This window comes from Streptomyces sp. NPDC002669 (assembly GCF_042889165.1).
Classification (GTDB): Bacteria; Actinomycetota; Actinomycetes; order Streptomycetales; family Streptomycetaceae; genus Streptomyces.
The window spans coordinates 24,871-39,730 of sequence record NZ_JBIAQQ010000024.1; the positions used below are offsets into that span (position 1 = coordinate 24,871).

14 protein-coding genes and 1 pseudogene are annotated in these 14,860 nt (G+C 73.6%); 11 read left to right on the forward strand and 4 right to left on the reverse strand.

All coding sequences use genetic code 11. The features are described 5' to 3' along the window. Positions 1–69: 69 nt before the first annotated feature. Together ACFYW1_RS29270 and ACFYW1_RS29275 are read right to left on the reverse strand one after the other, a co-directional pair. Complete coding sequence (locus ACFYW1_RS29270) at positions 70–1,080, reverse strand: BTAD domain-containing putative transcriptional regulator (RefSeq protein ID WP_388999645.1); 1,011 nt, start codon at positions 1,078–1,080, stop codon at positions 70–72. Beyond that, positions 1,080–1,814: a thioesterase II family protein gene (locus ACFYW1_RS29275; RefSeq protein ID WP_388999648.1), complete on the reverse strand. Its 735-nt coding sequence runs from the start codon at positions 1,812–1,814 to the stop codon at positions 1,080–1,082. Before ACFYW1_RS29275 ends, ACFYW1_RS29270 begins: the two co-directional genes overlap by 1 nt. A 307-nt stretch (positions 1,815–2,121) precedes the next feature. Here ACFYW1_RS29275 and ACFYW1_RS29280 point away from each other — a divergent pair. The 7 genes and pseudogenes from ACFYW1_RS29280 to ACFYW1_RS29310 all read left to right on the forward strand — a co-directional run. Further along, positions 2,122–2,445, forward strand: a pseudogene (locus tag ACFYW1_RS29280) (M55 family metallopeptidase); the annotation flags it as partial. Positions 2,446–2,711: 266 nt separating this feature from the next. Next, positions 2,712–3,533: a BTAD domain-containing putative transcriptional regulator gene (locus ACFYW1_RS29285; protein WP_388999651.1), complete on the forward strand. Its 822-nt coding sequence runs from the start codon at positions 2,712–2,714 to the stop codon at positions 3,531–3,533. A gap of 29 nt (positions 3,534–3,562) precedes the next feature. Then, on the forward strand, positions 3,563–4,324 hold the full coding sequence (locus ACFYW1_RS29290; protein WP_388999654.1) for a thioesterase II family protein: 762 nt from the start codon (positions 3,563–3,565) through the stop codon (positions 4,322–4,324). A 43-nt stretch (positions 4,325–4,367) separates the two neighbouring features. Next, a complete protein-coding gene (locus ACFYW1_RS29295) occupies positions 4,368–5,633 on the forward strand; it encodes a beta-ketoacyl-[acyl-carrier-protein] synthase family protein (RefSeq protein WP_388999657.1) in 1,266 nt (421 codons plus the stop codon). After that, positions 5,630–6,886, forward strand: coding sequence for a ketosynthase chain-length factor (locus tag ACFYW1_RS29300; RefSeq protein WP_388999660.1), 1,257 nt, complete (start codon positions 5,630–5,632; stop codon positions 6,884–6,886). Before ACFYW1_RS29295 ends, ACFYW1_RS29300 begins: the two co-directional genes overlap by 4 nt. A gap of 181 nt (positions 6,887–7,067) precedes the next feature. Further along, positions 7,068–7,331 carry an acyl carrier protein gene (locus ACFYW1_RS29305; RefSeq protein WP_388999663.1) on the forward strand — a complete coding sequence of 88 codons (264 nt, stop codon included), beginning with the start codon at positions 7,068–7,070 and terminating at the stop codon, positions 7,329–7,331. Positions 7,332–7,364: 33 nt separating this feature from the next. Next, positions 7,365–8,273, forward strand: coding sequence for an MBL fold metallo-hydrolase (locus tag ACFYW1_RS29310; RefSeq protein WP_388999666.1), 909 nt, complete (start codon positions 7,365–7,367; stop codon positions 8,271–8,273). Between the two features lie 30 nt (positions 8,274–8,303). Here the strand turns inward: ACFYW1_RS29310 and ACFYW1_RS29315 are convergent, their stop codons facing one another. Continuing rightward, a complete protein-coding gene (locus ACFYW1_RS29315; protein WP_388999669.1) occupies positions 8,304–8,762 on the reverse strand; it encodes a nuclear transport factor 2 family protein in 459 nt (152 codons plus the stop codon). 120 nt (positions 8,763–8,882) lie between these two features. Beyond that, positions 8,883–9,368: a nuclear transport factor 2 family protein gene (locus tag ACFYW1_RS29320; protein ID WP_388999672.1), complete on the reverse strand. Its 486-nt coding sequence runs from the start codon at positions 9,366–9,368 to the stop codon at positions 8,883–8,885. 152 nt (positions 9,369–9,520) lie between these two features. Between ACFYW1_RS29320 and ACFYW1_RS29325 the strand changes: the two genes are divergently transcribed. From ACFYW1_RS29325 to ACFYW1_RS29340, 4 genes are all read left to right on the forward strand, one after another. After that, on the forward strand, positions 9,521–11,155 hold the full coding sequence (locus ACFYW1_RS29325; protein ID WP_388999675.1) for a class I adenylate-forming enzyme family protein: 1,635 nt from the start codon (positions 9,521–9,523) through the stop codon (positions 11,153–11,155). 69 nt (positions 11,156–11,224) lie between these two features. Beyond that, positions 11,225–12,970, forward strand: a complete 1,746-nt coding sequence (locus ACFYW1_RS29330) for an FAD-dependent oxidoreductase (protein WP_388999678.1) — start codon at positions 11,225–11,227, stop codon at positions 12,968–12,970. Between the two features lie 2 nt (positions 12,971–12,972). Beyond that, entirely contained in the window at positions 12,973–13,755 is a 783-nt protein-coding gene (locus tag ACFYW1_RS29335) for an SDR family NAD(P)-dependent oxidoreductase (RefSeq protein ID WP_376041908.1), read from the forward strand. Positions 13,756–13,779: 24 nt separating this feature from the next. Then, complete coding sequence (locus ACFYW1_RS29340) at positions 13,780–14,736, forward strand: aromatase/cyclase (RefSeq protein ID WP_388999682.1); 957 nt, start codon at positions 13,780–13,782, stop codon at positions 14,734–14,736. Positions 14,737–14,860 lie beyond the last annotated feature (124 nt).

The window sequence follows — 14,860 nt, forward strand, 5'->3', positions numbered from 1 at the left end:
CCCGGCCGATTCCCGCCGATGCGGTGGAGGAGATCGTCTCATCACTCCGGTCCGGCCGGTGCGATCGGATCAGGGCCGGGCGGTCAGGTTCCGGGGAAGCCGGGCGGTCAGGGCGTCGATGCGGCGGGACAACGCCTGTTGCTCCCGGCCCAGTTCGTCGACGCGCCGCCGCAGCCGGGCCAGTTCGTCACCCGGGTCGGGGGCCGCCCCGACCGTCACCGGGGCGTCCGACGGGGCCGGGGCGGACAGGTCGGGCGCGTGGTTGAGGATCGCCTCCATCCGGCCGCGCAGCGCCGGGCCCGGCTCGATGCCGAGCGCATCCCTCAGCCGACGGCGCGCCCGCTCGTACACGCCCAGTGCCTCGGCCTGGCGGCCACTGCGGTACAGGGCGAGCATCAGCAGGTCGTAGAAGCGTTCCCGCAGCGGGTGATCGGCCGTCAGTTTCTCCAGCTCGCCGGTGATCTCGCCGTGCCGGGCACAGCGCAGGCTCGCCTCGTACAGCGTCTCCAGGGTGGTGAGCCGGTTCTCCTCCAGCCGGTCGGCCTCGGTGGCGCAGATCTGTCCGTGGCCGCTGTCCTGGAGGGCGGGGCCGCGCCACACGGCCAGGGCGCGGCGCAGCAGTTCGACGGCGCGGCCGGGGTCGGCGGCGAGCATCGCCCGGCCCTCCGCGGACAGCCGGTGGAAACGCTGGACGTCGGTGGTGGCCGGGCCCAGGTGCAGCAGGTAGCCGGCCGGCAGGGTGCTGATCCATTCCCGCCCGCTGTCGGCCGCACCGGCGCAAGCCGGGAGCAGCCGTCGCAGCCGGGCGACATGGGCCTGCAGGGCGTTCGCGGCGTTCGCCGGGGGACGGTCGCCCCAGAGTTCGGCGGTCAGCCGGTCGCCGGGCAGGAGCTGTCCGGCGTGGACGACGAACGCGGAGAGCAGGGCGCGTTGTTTGGAGCCCGGTGGGACGATGCCCGCCCCCGTCAGCGGATCGCGCACCTCCACCGGCCCCAGCAGCCGGAACTCGACCTCGCCGCCGTCCGCGGCGGCCGGGGGCGCCGGTGCCGCGGACGGCGGGGCGAGTTCGAGCACCGGCATCACGGGATCTCGGGGGCGGACGCGGAGAGGGCGAGCGCGCGCCGGGCGTCCTCGGCGATCCGCCCGGTCAGCGCGGCGGGGTCGGGCTGGAAGTAGAAGTGCCCGCCCTCGAACAGGTGCAGGCCGAGGAAGTGCTCCGCCCGGTCCGCCCAGCCGGACAGCCGGGCGGGCGGCGCCACCGTGTCGTCGGTGCCGCCGAAGACGGACAGCGGCACGGGCAGGGGCACCGGGTCGGGAGCGGGCCGCCAGGTCTCCACCAGCCGCAGGTCGCCCCGGATGGCCGGACCGAACAGCTCCCACATCTCCGGGTCCTCCAGGACCGCGGCGGGTGTGCCGCCCATCGCGGCCAGCTCCCGGCGCAGCCCGGCGTCGTCGAGCAGGTACCGACGGGTTCCGTCCCCCTCGGGGCGCGGCGTGCTGCGCGCCGACAGCCCCAGCCAGACCGGCGGCGTACGGCCCTCGGCGAGGATCCTGCGGGTGAGTTCGTAGGCGATGAGCCCACCCATACTGTGGCCGAACAGGGCGTAGGGTCCGGAGAGTTCGGCATCCAGTTCGGTGAGGAAGTGGTCCACGAGCCGGTGGGCGTCCCCGATGGCGGGCCGGTCCGCCAGCAGACCGCGCCCGGGGGCGTCGACGAGCCGCACCTCCCAGTCGGACGGGAAACGGCCGGGCCAGTCGCGGTAGAGCAGATGGGAACCACCCGCGTGGTGGAACACGAACAGGCGCAGTTCCATGCTGACTCCGTCTTGTGGGACATGGTCTTCGGTCGGAGTACCGGACCTTAGCCGATGTGCGCGACCGATGATCGTCCCTCCGGTCCGGTTCGAGCACGTGTGCACTTCACCTGGACGGCCGACGGCCCCGCGGACGACGGGAGGCCGGTCCCGACCCCCATGTGACAAGGAGGGGCGGCTCGTTCCGGTTCGAGGGCCCGGACCGGGCGTGTACCGGTCCGGGCCGAAACCGGACGGCCGTGAGCCGCCGAAGGAACTGGAGGCGGAGCGGTGGCGTTTCCCGGGCGGTCGAACTTGAGGAGACACGGTGCGGATCTACATCAGTGTGGACCTGGAAGGCATCACAGGGCTCGTGGACGCCGACGACGTCCAGCCCGGCGGCCGGGACTACGAGCGCGGACGGCTGATGATGGCGGAGGACGTCAACGCCGCCGTCAGGGGAGCCGTCGCGGCCGGTGCCACCGACATCACCGTCAACGACGCGCACGGCCCGATGCGCAACCTCCTGCCCGAGGCGCTGCACCCGGCGGCACGCCTCATCCGCGGCAGGCCCAAACAGATGGGCATGCTCGAAGGACTCGTTCCCGAACACGACGCCGTGATCTGCGTCGGCCACCACGCGCGGGCCGGATGATGACCCGCCGGGCGGGACGGCTGAGCGCGGTCCCCGGTGCCGGCATGGACGACCTGCGGCTCCTGTTCCCCGAGGGCCTCTCCGGCCGTTGCCGGCGGGGCCGGTCGGCGCGCCCGCGAACCGGAGGCGCCGGCCGCGTCCCGTTGGAAGGCCGCTCGAACCCAGGTCGAGGTACGGGGGCGTGCGGGGCGAACGGGGCTAGCGTGCGGAACGCCGACGGCTTCGAGCTCGGGGGAATCGACCGGGCATGCGGGGAGGAAATCGTGGAGATTCAGGTTCTGGGTCCACTGAGTGCCGACGTCAACGGAGTGTCGATCGTTCCGACCGCGGGAAAGCCGCGCCAGATCCTGGCGCTGCTCTCCTTCTACCCGGGCCGGGTCATGCCCGTGCCCACACTCATGGAGGAGATCTGGGGCACCAACCTGCCCCAGAGCGCCATGACCACGCTGCAGACGTACATCCTGCAGCTGCGTCGCAGGCTGGGCACCGCGATGGGGCCCGACGCACCCGGCACCGCCAAGGAGGTGCTGGCCACCCGGCACGGCGGCTATCTGCTGCAGATCCCGCCGGAGTCCGTGGACGTGCACCGCTACGAGCAGCTGGTGGCCGCGGGGCAGAGCGCCTTCGACGAGGGCGAGGACGTACGGGCCGGGAAGCTGTATCGCGAGGCGCTCGCGATGTGGCAGGGAACGGCACTCGTGGACGTACGGGTCGGCTCGATCCTGGAGATCGAGGTCCTGCGGCTGGAGGAGAGCCGGCTGGTGACCGTCGAACGGCGCATCGACGCCGACCTCCGGCTCGGCCGGCACAGCGAACTCCTCGCGGAACTCACTGATCTGATGGCTCGTCACCCCCAGCACGAGGGACTGCACTCGCAGGCGATGGTTGCGCTGTACCGCTCCGGGCGCCAGGCCACCGCGCTGGACGTCTACCGCAGGCTGCGGACCCGGCTCATCGAGGAGCTGGGCGTGGAGCCCTCGCCGCAGCTCCAGCGGCTGCACCAGGCGATGCTCGCCGTCGACCCGGCACTGGACGTCACCTGCGGACCGCGCCGCGGTTCCACCTTCGATCTGTACGCGGCCTGACGAACCCGCCCACGAGGGAGGCACAGCAGATGCCCGACGAACAGCCCGTACGGCTCCACTGCTTCGCACACGCCGGAGCAGGCGTCTCGTCCTTCTACAACTGGCCCCGCGACCTGGGCCCCGGCGTCGAACCGGTGCCCAGGCTGCTGCCGGGGCGCGAGGCCAGGCGCCGCGAGCCCCGGATCACCGGGCGCGAGGCACTGCTGGCCGATGTGATGGGCACCTTCGCCCCCGCCCCGGACGTCCCGTACGTGCTGTACGGGCACAGCCTCGGCGCGATGATCGCCTACACCGTCACCCGGGCCCTGCACGAGGCCGGGCTGCCCGGCCCCGCGCTGCTGGCCGTCGGGGCCTGTCCGCCGCCCGACTCCGCGTCCGAACTCTCGGACTCCGTCGGGGAACCGGACGAGCACCTGCTGAAGCTGCTCGGCGAGGTCGGCGCCCTCCCGGAGGGGGCCGGACCCGGCGGGTTCTGGCACCGGGCCGTGCTGCCGGTGCTGCGCGACGACCTGACCCTCGCCGACGACCTGCGGGCCGGCGCCCGCGAACCGGCCGGGGGCGCACCGCTGTCCGTGCCGATGCTGGTCGTCGCCGGGGCGGACGACCCGCTGGCCCAGCCGGACGCGATGGCGGGCTGGCGGCGCTGGACCACGGGACGGGTGGTGACCCGGACCGTGCCCGGCGACCACTTCTTCGTACGCGGCCGCGAGCTGCCGCGCCTGCTCGGGCGGGCCTGCCGTGTCGTACGGCGCACCGCACCGGCCCCCGCCGCGGTCGTGGCCCGCGGCTGACCGCCGCCCACCACAGGAGGACACACACCATGAGGAACAGCCGATGAGACGCGTCGTCATCACCGGGATAGGGGTGGTCGCACCCGGCGGGGTGGGCACCAGGGCGTTCTGGTCACTGCTGACGGAGGGCCGCACCGCGACCCGCCGCATCACCCTCTTCGACGCCTCCTCGTTCCGTTCGCAGATCGCGGCCGAGGTCGACTTCGACCCGGCCGAGCACGGCTTCGGCCCCCGGGAGGCCCGCCGGCTGGACCGCGCGGCCCAGTTCGCACTGGTCGCCGCCCGCGAGGCGGTCGCCGACAGCGGCCTGACCCCGGCCGACGGCGCGGAGCGCACCGGGGTCACCCTGGGCAGCGCCGTCGGGTGCAGCACCGGGCTCGACGAGAGCTACGCGCACGTCAGCGAGCGCGGCGGCCACTGGCTCCTGGACCACACCAGGGCCGAGGAACGGCTCGCCGACTACCTCGTGCCCAGTTCCCTGGCCGTCGAGGTGGCGCGCGACATCGGTGCGCAGGGGCCCGTCGCGGTCGTCTCCACCGGCTGCACCTCCGGCCTGGACTCGCTCGGCCACGCCGCCGAACTCATCCGCGAGGGCAGTGCCGACGTGATGGTGGCGGGCGCCTCGGAGGCCCCGGTCACCCCGATCACCCTGGCGTCCTTCGACGCGATCCGCGCCACGTCCACGCGCAACGACGAGCCGGAGACCGCCTCCCGCCCCTTCGACCGCACCCGCAACGGCTTCGTGCTCGGCGAGGGCAGCGCGGTGCTCGTCCTGGAGGAGCACGGGCACGCGCTGCGGCGCGGCGCCCATGTGTACGCGGAGATCGCGGGCTTCGCGAGCCGTTCCAACGCGTACCACATGACGGGGCTGCGCCCGGACGGCGGCGAGATGGCCGAGGCGATCAGGGTCGCCCTGGACGAGGCGCGCCTGGACGCCACGGCCGTCGACTACGTCAACGCCCACGGATCGGGCACCAAGCAGAACGACAAGCACGAGACGGCGGCATTCAAACGCAGCCTGGGCGAGCACGCCCACCGGGTGCCGGTCAGCTCCATCAAGTCGATGATCGGCCACTCGCTGGGCGCGATCGGCTCCCTGGAGATCGCCGCCAGCGCCCTGGCCATCGAGCACGACACCGTGCCGCCGACGGCCAACCTGCACGACCAGGATCCCGCCTGCGACCTCGACTACACCCCGCTCGTCGCCCGTCGCCGGCGCACCGACACGGTGCTCAGCGTCGGCAGCGGCTTCGGCGGCTTCCAGAGCGCGATGGTGCTGACCAACCGGCACACGGGGGCGGCCGCATGACCGCCGTGGCCGCCGAGGAGGCGGGGCTGATCGGTGTCCGCGGAGTGGAGGCGGTCGTCACCGGCATCGGTGTCGTGGCGCCCGGCGGCGTCGGCACGGAGCAGTGGTGGGCGGCCGTGCTGCGCGGCGAGAACGCCATCGGGCCCCTCACCCGTTTCGACGCCTCCGGCTACCCCGCCCGGCTCGCCGGGGAGGTCACCGGGTTCGTCGACGAGGACCACGTGGCGAGCCGGCTGCTCCCGCAGACCGACCGGGTGACCCGGTTCTCGCTCGCCGCCGCCGCGCAGGCGCTGGAGAACGCGGACCTCGACCCGGAACGGCTGCCCGACTACGCGGTCGGCGTCGTCACCGCCAACGCCACCGGCGGCTTCGAGTTCGGACAGCACGAGCTCCAGGCGCTGTGGAGCAAGGGCAGCCGGCACGTCGGCGCCTACCAGTCCTTCGCCTGGTTCTACGCCGCGAACTCCGGCCAGATCTCCATCCGGCACAAACTGCGCGGCCCCAGCGGGGTCGTCGTCTCCGAGCAGGCGGGCGGCCTCGACGCCGTCGCCCAGGCCCGCCGCCAACTGCGCAAGGGCGTCCGGGCCGTGGTCACCGGCGGCGTCGACTCGGCGCTGTGCCCCTGGGGCTGGACGGCGTACCTGGCCGGCGGCGGACTGAGCACGGGCGACGACCCGGACCGGGCCTACCTGCCGTTCGACGCCGCCGCGTCGGGCCATGTCGTCGGCGAGGGCGGTGCGCTGTTCGTCCTGGAGGACGGGGACGCCGCCCGCAGCCGCGGCGCAGTGGTCCACGGCACGGTCGCGGGCTGCGCCGCCACGTTCGACCCGGCGCCCGGCACCGGGGAGCCCCGGTTGCGGGCCGCCGCCGAACTGGCCCTGGCGGACGCCGGGATCACCCCCGGCGAGGTCGACGTGGTGTTCGCCGACGCGGCGGGCGAACGGGCCGCCGACCGGGCCGAGGCCTGGGCGCTGGCCGAGTTGTTCGGCCCGTACGGAGTGCCGGTCACCGCGCCCAAGTCGATGACCGGCCGGCTCTCGGCGGGCGGTTCCGCCCTCGATCTGGCGGCCGCCCTGCTCGCCCTGCGCGACCAGGTGATCCCGCCGACGACCGGCACCGCCCGACCCGCCGAGGACTGCCCCGTCGACCTGGTGATCGGCGCGCCGCGCCGGACCGCACTGCGGACCGCGCTGGTACTGGCCCGTGGCCGCGGCGGATTCAACGCGGCCACCGTGGTGCGCGCCGCACGCTGAGAACCGGTCGGGCGGCCCCCCGACCGGACGGTCACCCGACCCGCGTACGACTTGCGCACCGATCCGCGCCCGCACCGCGCACCGATCCGCGCCCGCACCGCGCACCGACCCCCGACCGGGTCGCACATCGACCCACGACCGGGTCGCACATCGACCCACCACCGAGGAGAAAGGCACTTCTGTGGACCGGCTGGAGCTCACCGAACTGACCGTCCTGCTGCGCACCTGCGCGGGCGAGGGCGAGGGCGTCGACCTGGACGGCGACGTCCTCGACACCCTCTTCCTCGACCTGGGCTACGACTCGCTCGCCCTGTTGCAGGTCACCGGCATCATCGAACGCGACTACGAGGTCCTGCTGGACGAGGAGGTGCTGGAGGACGCGGAGACCCCGCGCCAGTACCTCGACCTGGTCAACCGCGCCCTGTCCGCCCGGGCCGCCGCCTGACCCGACCGCCACGAATCCGTCGAGGAGCCGACCATGTCATCGACCCCCGGGCTCACCGAGATCGCCGACGGCGTCCTCGGCTACGTCCAGCCCGACGGCGGCTGGTGCCTGAACAACGCCGGACTGCTCGTCGGCGACGGCACCGGGGGCCCGCTCCTCGTCGACACCGTCGCCACCGAAGCACGGGCCCGGCGGCTGCGCGCGCAGGTGCTGCGGGTGGCGGGCGCCCCGCCGCGCCTGCTGGTCAACACCCACTTCCACGGCGACCACACCTTCGGCAACTTCGTCTTCCCCGAGGCCGTCGTCATCGGCCACGAACGGGCCCGCGCCGACATCGAGGCGGCCGGGCTGCACATGGCCGGACTCTGGCCCGACGTGTGCTGGGGCGACCTGGAGGTCGTGCCCCCGCAGATCACGTACCGCGACCGCATGACCGTGCACATCGGCACGCTGCGGGCCGAACTGATCCACCCGGGGACCGCGCACACCACCGGCGACACCGTCGTGTGGCTGCCGGAGCAGCGGGTGGTGTTCACCGGCGACCTGGTCATGTCGGGCGCCACCCCGTTCTGCCCGATGGGCTCGGTCTCCGGCTCCCTGGAGGCGCTGCGCACCCTGCGCGCCCTCGGCGCCCGCACCGTCGTGCCGGGCCACGGACCGGTGGGCGGACCCGAGCTGTTCGACGACAACGAGGGATACCTGCTGCGCCTCCAGCGGCTCGCCCGGGAAGGGCTGGCCGCCGGACTCACCCCGCTCCAGGTAGCCCGCGAGGCGGGACCCGGACCGTACGCCGGTCTGCTGGACGCCGAGCGGCTGGTGCCCAACCTGCACCGCGCCTACGCGGAGGAGCGCGGCGCGGCGCCCGGCGATCCGCTGGACATCCCCGCGCTGTTCCGCGAGATGTCCGAGCACCACGGCGGGACACCGGCCTGCCACGCCTGACGGACGGCCGGACCGGACCGGCCCCGCCCCTCAGAAGGACTGGTGGTCGGGGGTGACGCGGCGCTCGCGCGTGCGCAGCTCCCCGCCCTCGTACACCAGCACGTCCTCCACCACGCTGCTCGGCGAGATGACCGGTACCGGGTCCCAGGGGCGGCTGACCATCACCAGCGTGTAGTAGTGCGTGACCAGGCTGCCGTCCGGCCCCGGGTCCACGCTCAGCATGTTGTACCAGTGCCGGCGCCGCACCGGCTCGGTGCCGAACCGGCGCACGTGCGCGGCGCGCAGCTCCGCCGCGATGGCCTCGCGGCCCCGGGCCGGCGGGATGCCGGGCGACGGCGCGAACACCCCGTCGGCGGTGAACGTCGCGGCGAACTCCTCCGCCCGCAGGTCGTCGAGGAGCCGGACCTGCCGGGCGTAGAACTGCTGCACCTCCACGTAGAGCGCCGTCCGGTCGGTGCCGAGCCGCGGCTCGGTCGCATACGTCGTCATCCTGTGCCTCCTGGTCCTCCGGTCGCCCGGCCGCTCCGGCCGATGCGCGCGTTCTCCTGCGGGGATCTCGCCGAGCGGTGTCCGTGCCGGACGTGACCGCCCGGCCGGCCCCGGCGCCCCTCAGCCGAGGTCGTCACGGGTCACGACGCGGTGGCGGGTGCGCCACTTGCCGCGCGAGCGGACGAGCACGTCCTCCATGACGCACACCCGGTGCACCGCCGACACGCCTTGGGCGGGCGTCGCGTACACCAGCGCGTAGCAGCGGGTGCGCAGCGTCCCGTCCGGCTGCGGACTCAGGTCGAGCATTCCGATCCAGTGCCGGAACCGCTCCCCGCTGCGCGCCTGCTGGGCCTCGTTGCGCCGTACGTTCGCCGCCAGAGCGGCCCGGCCGCGCACCGGCTCGTCCAGGGTCGGCACGTCGAAGACGGCGTCCTCCGTGAAGGTTCCCGCCCAGCGCTCGGCCTCGTGCGAGTCGAAGAGCTGCATCTGGTGCGCGTAGAACTGCTGGACCCGCGCGTACAGGACGCCGAAGTCCTCCTCGGGGGCATGCACCCCGTCGGGCACCGCGAAGGCGGTGTCGGTGCGGCTGAGCATCTCGGTGGTCATGTGACCCTCCTCCGTTCCATCGGATGCGGACACTCTCTGCGGCGCAGATCGAGCGCTCTTCGAAGATTCCTCAAGCGCCCCGGCCGAACGTGTAAACGCCCGCCGGGTGCCGAACGGCAGCCGCGCACCGACCAGCCGGAGGAGAACGAGCCATGCCGAACCTCGCCTTTCCGGACCTTCCGCTGGACGCCCTGCTGCGCCGGGCGGCCGTGCGCGACCCCGACGGCATCGCCGTACGGACCGCGGACACGGACATCGGGTTCGGCGAGCTGGACGCGCTGACCGACCGCGTCGCCGCCTGGCTGCGGCGGGAGAACGGGAACCGGCGCGGGGTGCGCACCGGCGTCGCCCACGTCCTCGACCCGGTCTTCGCCGCCGCCTACTACGGCACGATCCGCAGCGGCGCCACCGCCGTCCTGGTCAACCCGCTGGTCGGGGCGGAGGGGCTGCGGCACGTCCTGGCCACCGCCGGGGTGGAAGTGGTGTTCGTCCCCGCGGCCACGGCCGAACTGCTCACCAAGCTGCGCGGCGCACTGCCCCTGCTCCGCACGATCGTGGTGACCGACGCCCCGGACGGGGTGACGCCCGGCGACGCGGTCCCGCTGCACCCGGCCCTGGAGACGGCACCGGACACCCCCGGCTGGGGCCTGTCCGACCCGGCGTCGATCGCCTGCGTCCAATTCACCACCGGCACCACCGGCCGCCCCAAGGGCGTCCTGCTCACCCACCGCAACCTGGTCGCCAACGCGAAGCAGACCGCCCTGGCCCACCACCTGGACTGTGCCTCGGTCGCCCTCAACCACCTGCCGCTCTACCACGTCATGCACCTCAACTCGGCGGTGTACGCGGGGGCCTGCCAGGTCCTGTGCCAGGACCCGGACCCGTTCGCCTCGCTCGCCGCGGCCGCCGCGGCCGGTGCCACCCACTACTACGGGCTGCCCGCCCGGCTGCACCGCCTGGCCGACGACGAACGCCTCGCCGCCGCCGGGCCCGCCCCTGCCGGCGGTCGGCTCACGGCCGTGCTCTCCGGCGGCTCCGGGCTGAGGCCCGGGGCGGCGCGCACCCTGCGCGACCGGCTCGGCGTCCCCGTCATCCAGGGCTACGGCATGGCCGAACTCTCCCCGCTCACCCACTGCCAGCGGCCCGACCGCTACCGGCCGGGCGAGGTCGGCGAGCCCGTCCCCGGCACCGAGTGCCGCCTCGTCGACGTGGACTCCCGCACCCCGGTCGAGATCTGGTCCACCGGCGAAGTCCAGGTCCGGGGACCGCAGTTGATGGCCGGATACCTCGACGACAGCCACCCGGCCCGGATCGACGAGGACGGCTGGTTCTCCACCGGTGACGTCGGCTACCTCGACGACGACGGCTCGCTGCGCCTGGTCGACCGGCTCTCCGACATCTTCAAGCACGACAACGAGATCGTCTCGCCGAGCCGCGTCGAGCAGGTCATCGGCGAGGACCCGAGGGTCGCCGACTGCATCGTCGCCGACTGGCCCGACGACGTGCACGGCGGCCTGGTCTGGGCCGGTGTCGTGCTGCGCGACGCCCCGCAACCCGTACCGCACACCGGTCCCCGACCGGACGGGGAGCACCCCGCGGCCCCCGCCGACGTCCTCGACGCGATCACCGCGCGGGCCAACGAGCGGCTCGCGGACTTCGAACGCATCCGTCTGGCCGAGGTGCTGGAAGCGGTACCCCGCACCCCCACCGGAAAACCCGAACGGCGCGCCCTGCGCCAGCAGCTGAAGATCCGGGCCGCCGCCCGGACGACCGCACCGGCTGCCTGAACGACCGCCCCGCCGCCCGGACGACCGCACCGGCCCTTTCCGGGCCGCCTGACCACTTACGGAGAACGCATGAGCACCGACCGACCCGATGTGCTCGTCGCGGGCGCCGGCCCTGTCGGGCTGACCGCCGCCCACGAACTGGCCCGCCGGGGCCTGCGGGTGCGGCTCGTCGACGCCGCCCGCGGCCCCGCCCGCACCAGCCGGGCCGTGGCCACGCATCCGCGCACCCTGGAGACGTACGACCAGATGGGCGTCGTCGAGGACATGCTCGGCCGCGGCCGGAAGAACCGCGCCTTCACCATGTACGCCGAGGGACGCCGACTGGTGCGGCTGGAGGCCGACTACGCCACGATGCCGACCTCCTACCCGTACACCCTCGTCATCGGCCAGACCGAGACGGAGGCGGTGCTGCGCGCCGCCGTCGCCCGGCTGGGCGTCGAGATCGAGTGGGGAGTGCGGCTCACCGGCTTCCGGCAGGACGCGGACACCGTACGGGCCACCCTGGAGAAGGCGGACGGCACCGAGGAGCACATCGAGACGTCCTGGCTGGTGGGATGCGACGGCGGCCACAGCACCGTGCGCAAACTGCTCGGCCTGGAACTGGTCGGCGGAGCCGGTGAGACCTGGATGCTCGCCGACGTACCGGTCGACATGGACCTGCCGCCCGACACCATCTACTGGACCCACACCGGCGGACAGGCACTGATGATGGTGCCCTACGCCCGCGAGGGGTACTGGCGGCTGCTGGACACCACACCCGCCCGGCGGGACACCGACCCGCGCGCCGTGGAGGAGCGGCTGGGCGAGAAGCTGTCGGCCGGGCTCGGCCGCCCGGTCCGGGTCGGCGAGAGCGACTGGACCTCGGTCTTCACCTTCCAGCAGCGCATGGTGGAACGGATGCGCGAGGGCCGCGTCCTCGTCGCCGGGGACGCCGCCCACGTGCACAGCCCCGCCTCCGGGCAGGGCATGAACACCGGCATCCAGGAGGCGTACAACCTCGCCTGGAAGCTGGCCATGGTCCAGCAGGGCCACGCCGGCCGGGAACTCCTCGACACCTACGGCGAGGAACGGATGCCCATCGGCCGGGCCCTGCTCGGCTCCACCCGCACCGCCACCTTCCTCGTCCAGCTGAAGAACACGCTCGCCCCGCTGGCGCTGCCCGTGGTCTTCTCCGTGGTGCGGAAGGTGCCCCCGTTGCGCCGGGCCATCCAGCGCAAGGTGCTCGGCGGCATGTCCGGGCTGCGCATCGACTACGGCGCGTCCTCCCTGACCACCGTCGACACCTTCCGGCACGTCCCCGGCACCGCCGCGCTGTCCAACGCCGCCGTCGCCGCGGGCACCGAGCCGACCCCGGCGCCCGCCCCCGGCGAACGCGTCACCCGGGCCGCGGTCCACGACCCCGACGACCCCGCCTTCACCGCACTGCGCGCCGAACTGCGCGACCCCCGCTGGTCGTTGCTGCTCGCCGCGGGCGGCACCGGGCCCGGCGACGTCCCCGTGGGCGTGGCCATCACGGCCGCCGCCCAGTACTCCGAGTGGCTGTCGGTGCGCACCGTCGGCGGCACCGGACCGGACGGACCCGCCCCGCTCGCCGACCCGGACGGCCGGCTGCGCGCGGCGCTCGGCCTGGCCCCCGGCGGCTGGCTGCTGGCCCGCCCCGACGGCTACACCGCCGCCCGAGCCACCGTACTGACCAGGGACGCCCTGGGCCGGGCGCTCGCCCCGCTGCGCCCCGCCGCGCCGCTCGCCGACGCGGCCAGGACCGAACCGGGACTCGTACTCCCGGCCCCCGCCCCACGGCTGAAGGAGCACTGACCGTGACCGACAACCACCCCGTCGCCCTGATCACCGGGGCCACCAGCGGCATAGGACTGGCGGTGGCCCGCCGGCTCGGCAGGTCCGGGTACCGCGTGTTCCTGTGCGCCCGCACCGAACAGGACGTCAAGCAGACCGTCGAGGACCTCCGGGACGAGGGCCTGGAGGCGGCCGGACAGGCCGCCGACGTCCGCTCCCGGGAGTCCGTGGCCGCGCTGGTGCACGCCGCCGTCGAGACGTACGGTCCCATCGACGTACTGGTCAACAACGCCGGGCGCAGCGGCGGCGGCGTCACCGCCGACATCGCCGACGAGCTCTGGTACGACGTCATCGACACCAACCTCAACAGCGTGTTCCTGATGACGCGCGAGGTGCTGAAGAACGGCGGCCTGACCGGCAACGCCCGCGGGCGGATCATCAACATCGCCTCCACGGCCGGCAAACAGGGCGTGCTGCTCGGAGCCCCGTACAGCGCCTCCAAGCACGGCGTCGTCGGCTTCACCAAGGCACTGGGCCGGGAACTGGCCCCGTCGGGCGTCACGGTCAACGCGGTCTGCCCCGGCTACGTCGAGACACCGATGGCCCAACGGGTGCGCCAGGGGTACGCGGCGGCCTGGGACACCACCGAGGACTACGTGCAGGAGCAGTTCGAGGCGAAGATCCCGCTCGGCCGCTACTCGACCCCGCAGGAGGTCGCCGGACTGGTCGGCTACCTCGTCTCCGAGTCCGCCGCCTCGATCACCGCACAGGCGCTCAACGTCTGCGGCGGACTGGGCAATTTCTGAAAACCATGAGGAAGGTGATCTGTGGTGTCCGGTGAGCGTGTACACCGTACGACGCATTCGGTCGAGGTGGCCGCCCCGGCGGGGGTCGTCTACGGAATGATCTCGAACGCGGTCCAGTGGCCGCTGTTCTTCCCGCCGAACGTGCACGTCGAGCGGCTGGAGTTCGACGGCCGGGACGAACGGCTGCGGATGTGGGCGGTGGCCAACGGGCAGGTGCGGTCGTGGCTCTCGCGACGCGTGCAGGACCCGGAGGCCCGGCGGATCGACTTCCGCCAGCAGCACCCGCAGGCCCCGGTCGAGACGATGAACGGGTCCTGGACCGTGCAGGAGCGGCCCGGCGGGACGAGCCTGCTGACCCTGCTGCACGACTTCACGGTCATCGACGACCGGCCCGAGGACGTGTCCTGGACGGAGCGGGCGGTCGACACCAACTCGACCGCCGAACTGACGCAGTTGAAGCGGCTCGCGGAGCGCTGGACCCGGCTCGACGAACTCGTGCTGTCCTTCGAGGACGCGGTCCGGGTCAAGGGCCCGGCCGAGCTGGTCTACGACTTCCTGTACCGGGTCGGCGACTGGCCCGAACTGGTGCCGCACGTCGCCCGCCTCGACCTGACCGAGGACGCCCCCGGCGTCCAGGTCATGGCGATGGACACCCGCACCGCGGACGGCGCGACCCACACCACGGAGTCGGTGCGGATCTGCTTCCCGCACGCCGGCCGCATCGTCTACAAGCAGACCCGCACCCCCGCGCTGATGGAGGCGCACACCGGCGAATGGTCGGTGCTGCCCGACGAGTCCGGCGTGACCGTCATCTCGCAGCACAACGTGGTGCTGCGCGAGGAGGCCGTCGAACGCGTACTGGGCGAGGGCGCCGACCTCGCACGGGCCCGCCGCTACGTCCGCGAGGCCCTCGGCCGCAACTCCACGGCCACCCTGAACCTGGCCAAGCGCCACGCGGAGTCCGCGATCCGCGTGTTGTGACCCGCGCCCCTCCGGGCGCCGAAACCTCCAACACCTTCGTACCGAAAAACACCTGAATGCCCGGCACGGTGGAGCGTCCACCGCTGCTCCGGCCCCGCTCTAGCCGTCGCCGTGAAAGTTGCTC

What these genes read in the sequence shown, in the direction of transcription:
- ACFYW1_RS29270 (WP_388999645.1), bottom strand. Translation starts at nt 1,080, where the DNA reads ATGCCGGTGCTCGAACTCGCCCCGCCGTCCGCGGCACCGGCGCCCCCG.
- ACFYW1_RS29275 (WP_388999648.1), bottom strand. Translation starts at nt 1,814, where the DNA reads ATGGAACTGCGCCTGTTCGTGTTCCACCACGCGGGTGGTTCCCATCTG.
- ACFYW1_RS29290 (WP_388999654.1), top strand. Translation starts at nt 3,563, where the DNA reads ATGCCCGACGAACAGCCCGTACGGCTCCACTGCTTCGCACACGCCGGA.
- ACFYW1_RS29295 (WP_388999657.1), top strand. Translation starts at nt 4,368, where the DNA reads ATGAGACGCGTCGTCATCACCGGGATAGGGGTGGTCGCACCCGGCGGG.
- ACFYW1_RS29300 (WP_388999660.1), top strand. Translation starts at nt 5,630, where the DNA reads ATGACCGCCGTGGCCGCCGAGGAGGCGGGGCTGATCGGTGTCCGCGGA.
- ACFYW1_RS29310 (WP_388999666.1), top strand. Translation starts at nt 7,365, where the DNA reads ATGTCATCGACCCCCGGGCTCACCGAGATCGCCGACGGCGTCCTCGGC.
- ACFYW1_RS29315 (WP_388999669.1), bottom strand. Translation starts at nt 8,762, where the DNA reads ATGACGACGTATGCGACCGAGCCGCGGCTCGGCACCGACCGGACGGCG.
- ACFYW1_RS29320 (WP_388999672.1), bottom strand. Translation starts at nt 9,368, where the DNA reads ATGACCACCGAGATGCTCAGCCGCACCGACACCGCCTTCGCGGTGCCC.
- ACFYW1_RS29325 (WP_388999675.1), top strand. Translation starts at nt 9,521, where the DNA reads ATGCCGAACCTCGCCTTTCCGGACCTTCCGCTGGACGCCCTGCTGCGC.
- ACFYW1_RS29330 (WP_388999678.1), top strand. Translation starts at nt 11,225, where the DNA reads ATGAGCACCGACCGACCCGATGTGCTCGTCGCGGGCGCCGGCCCTGTC.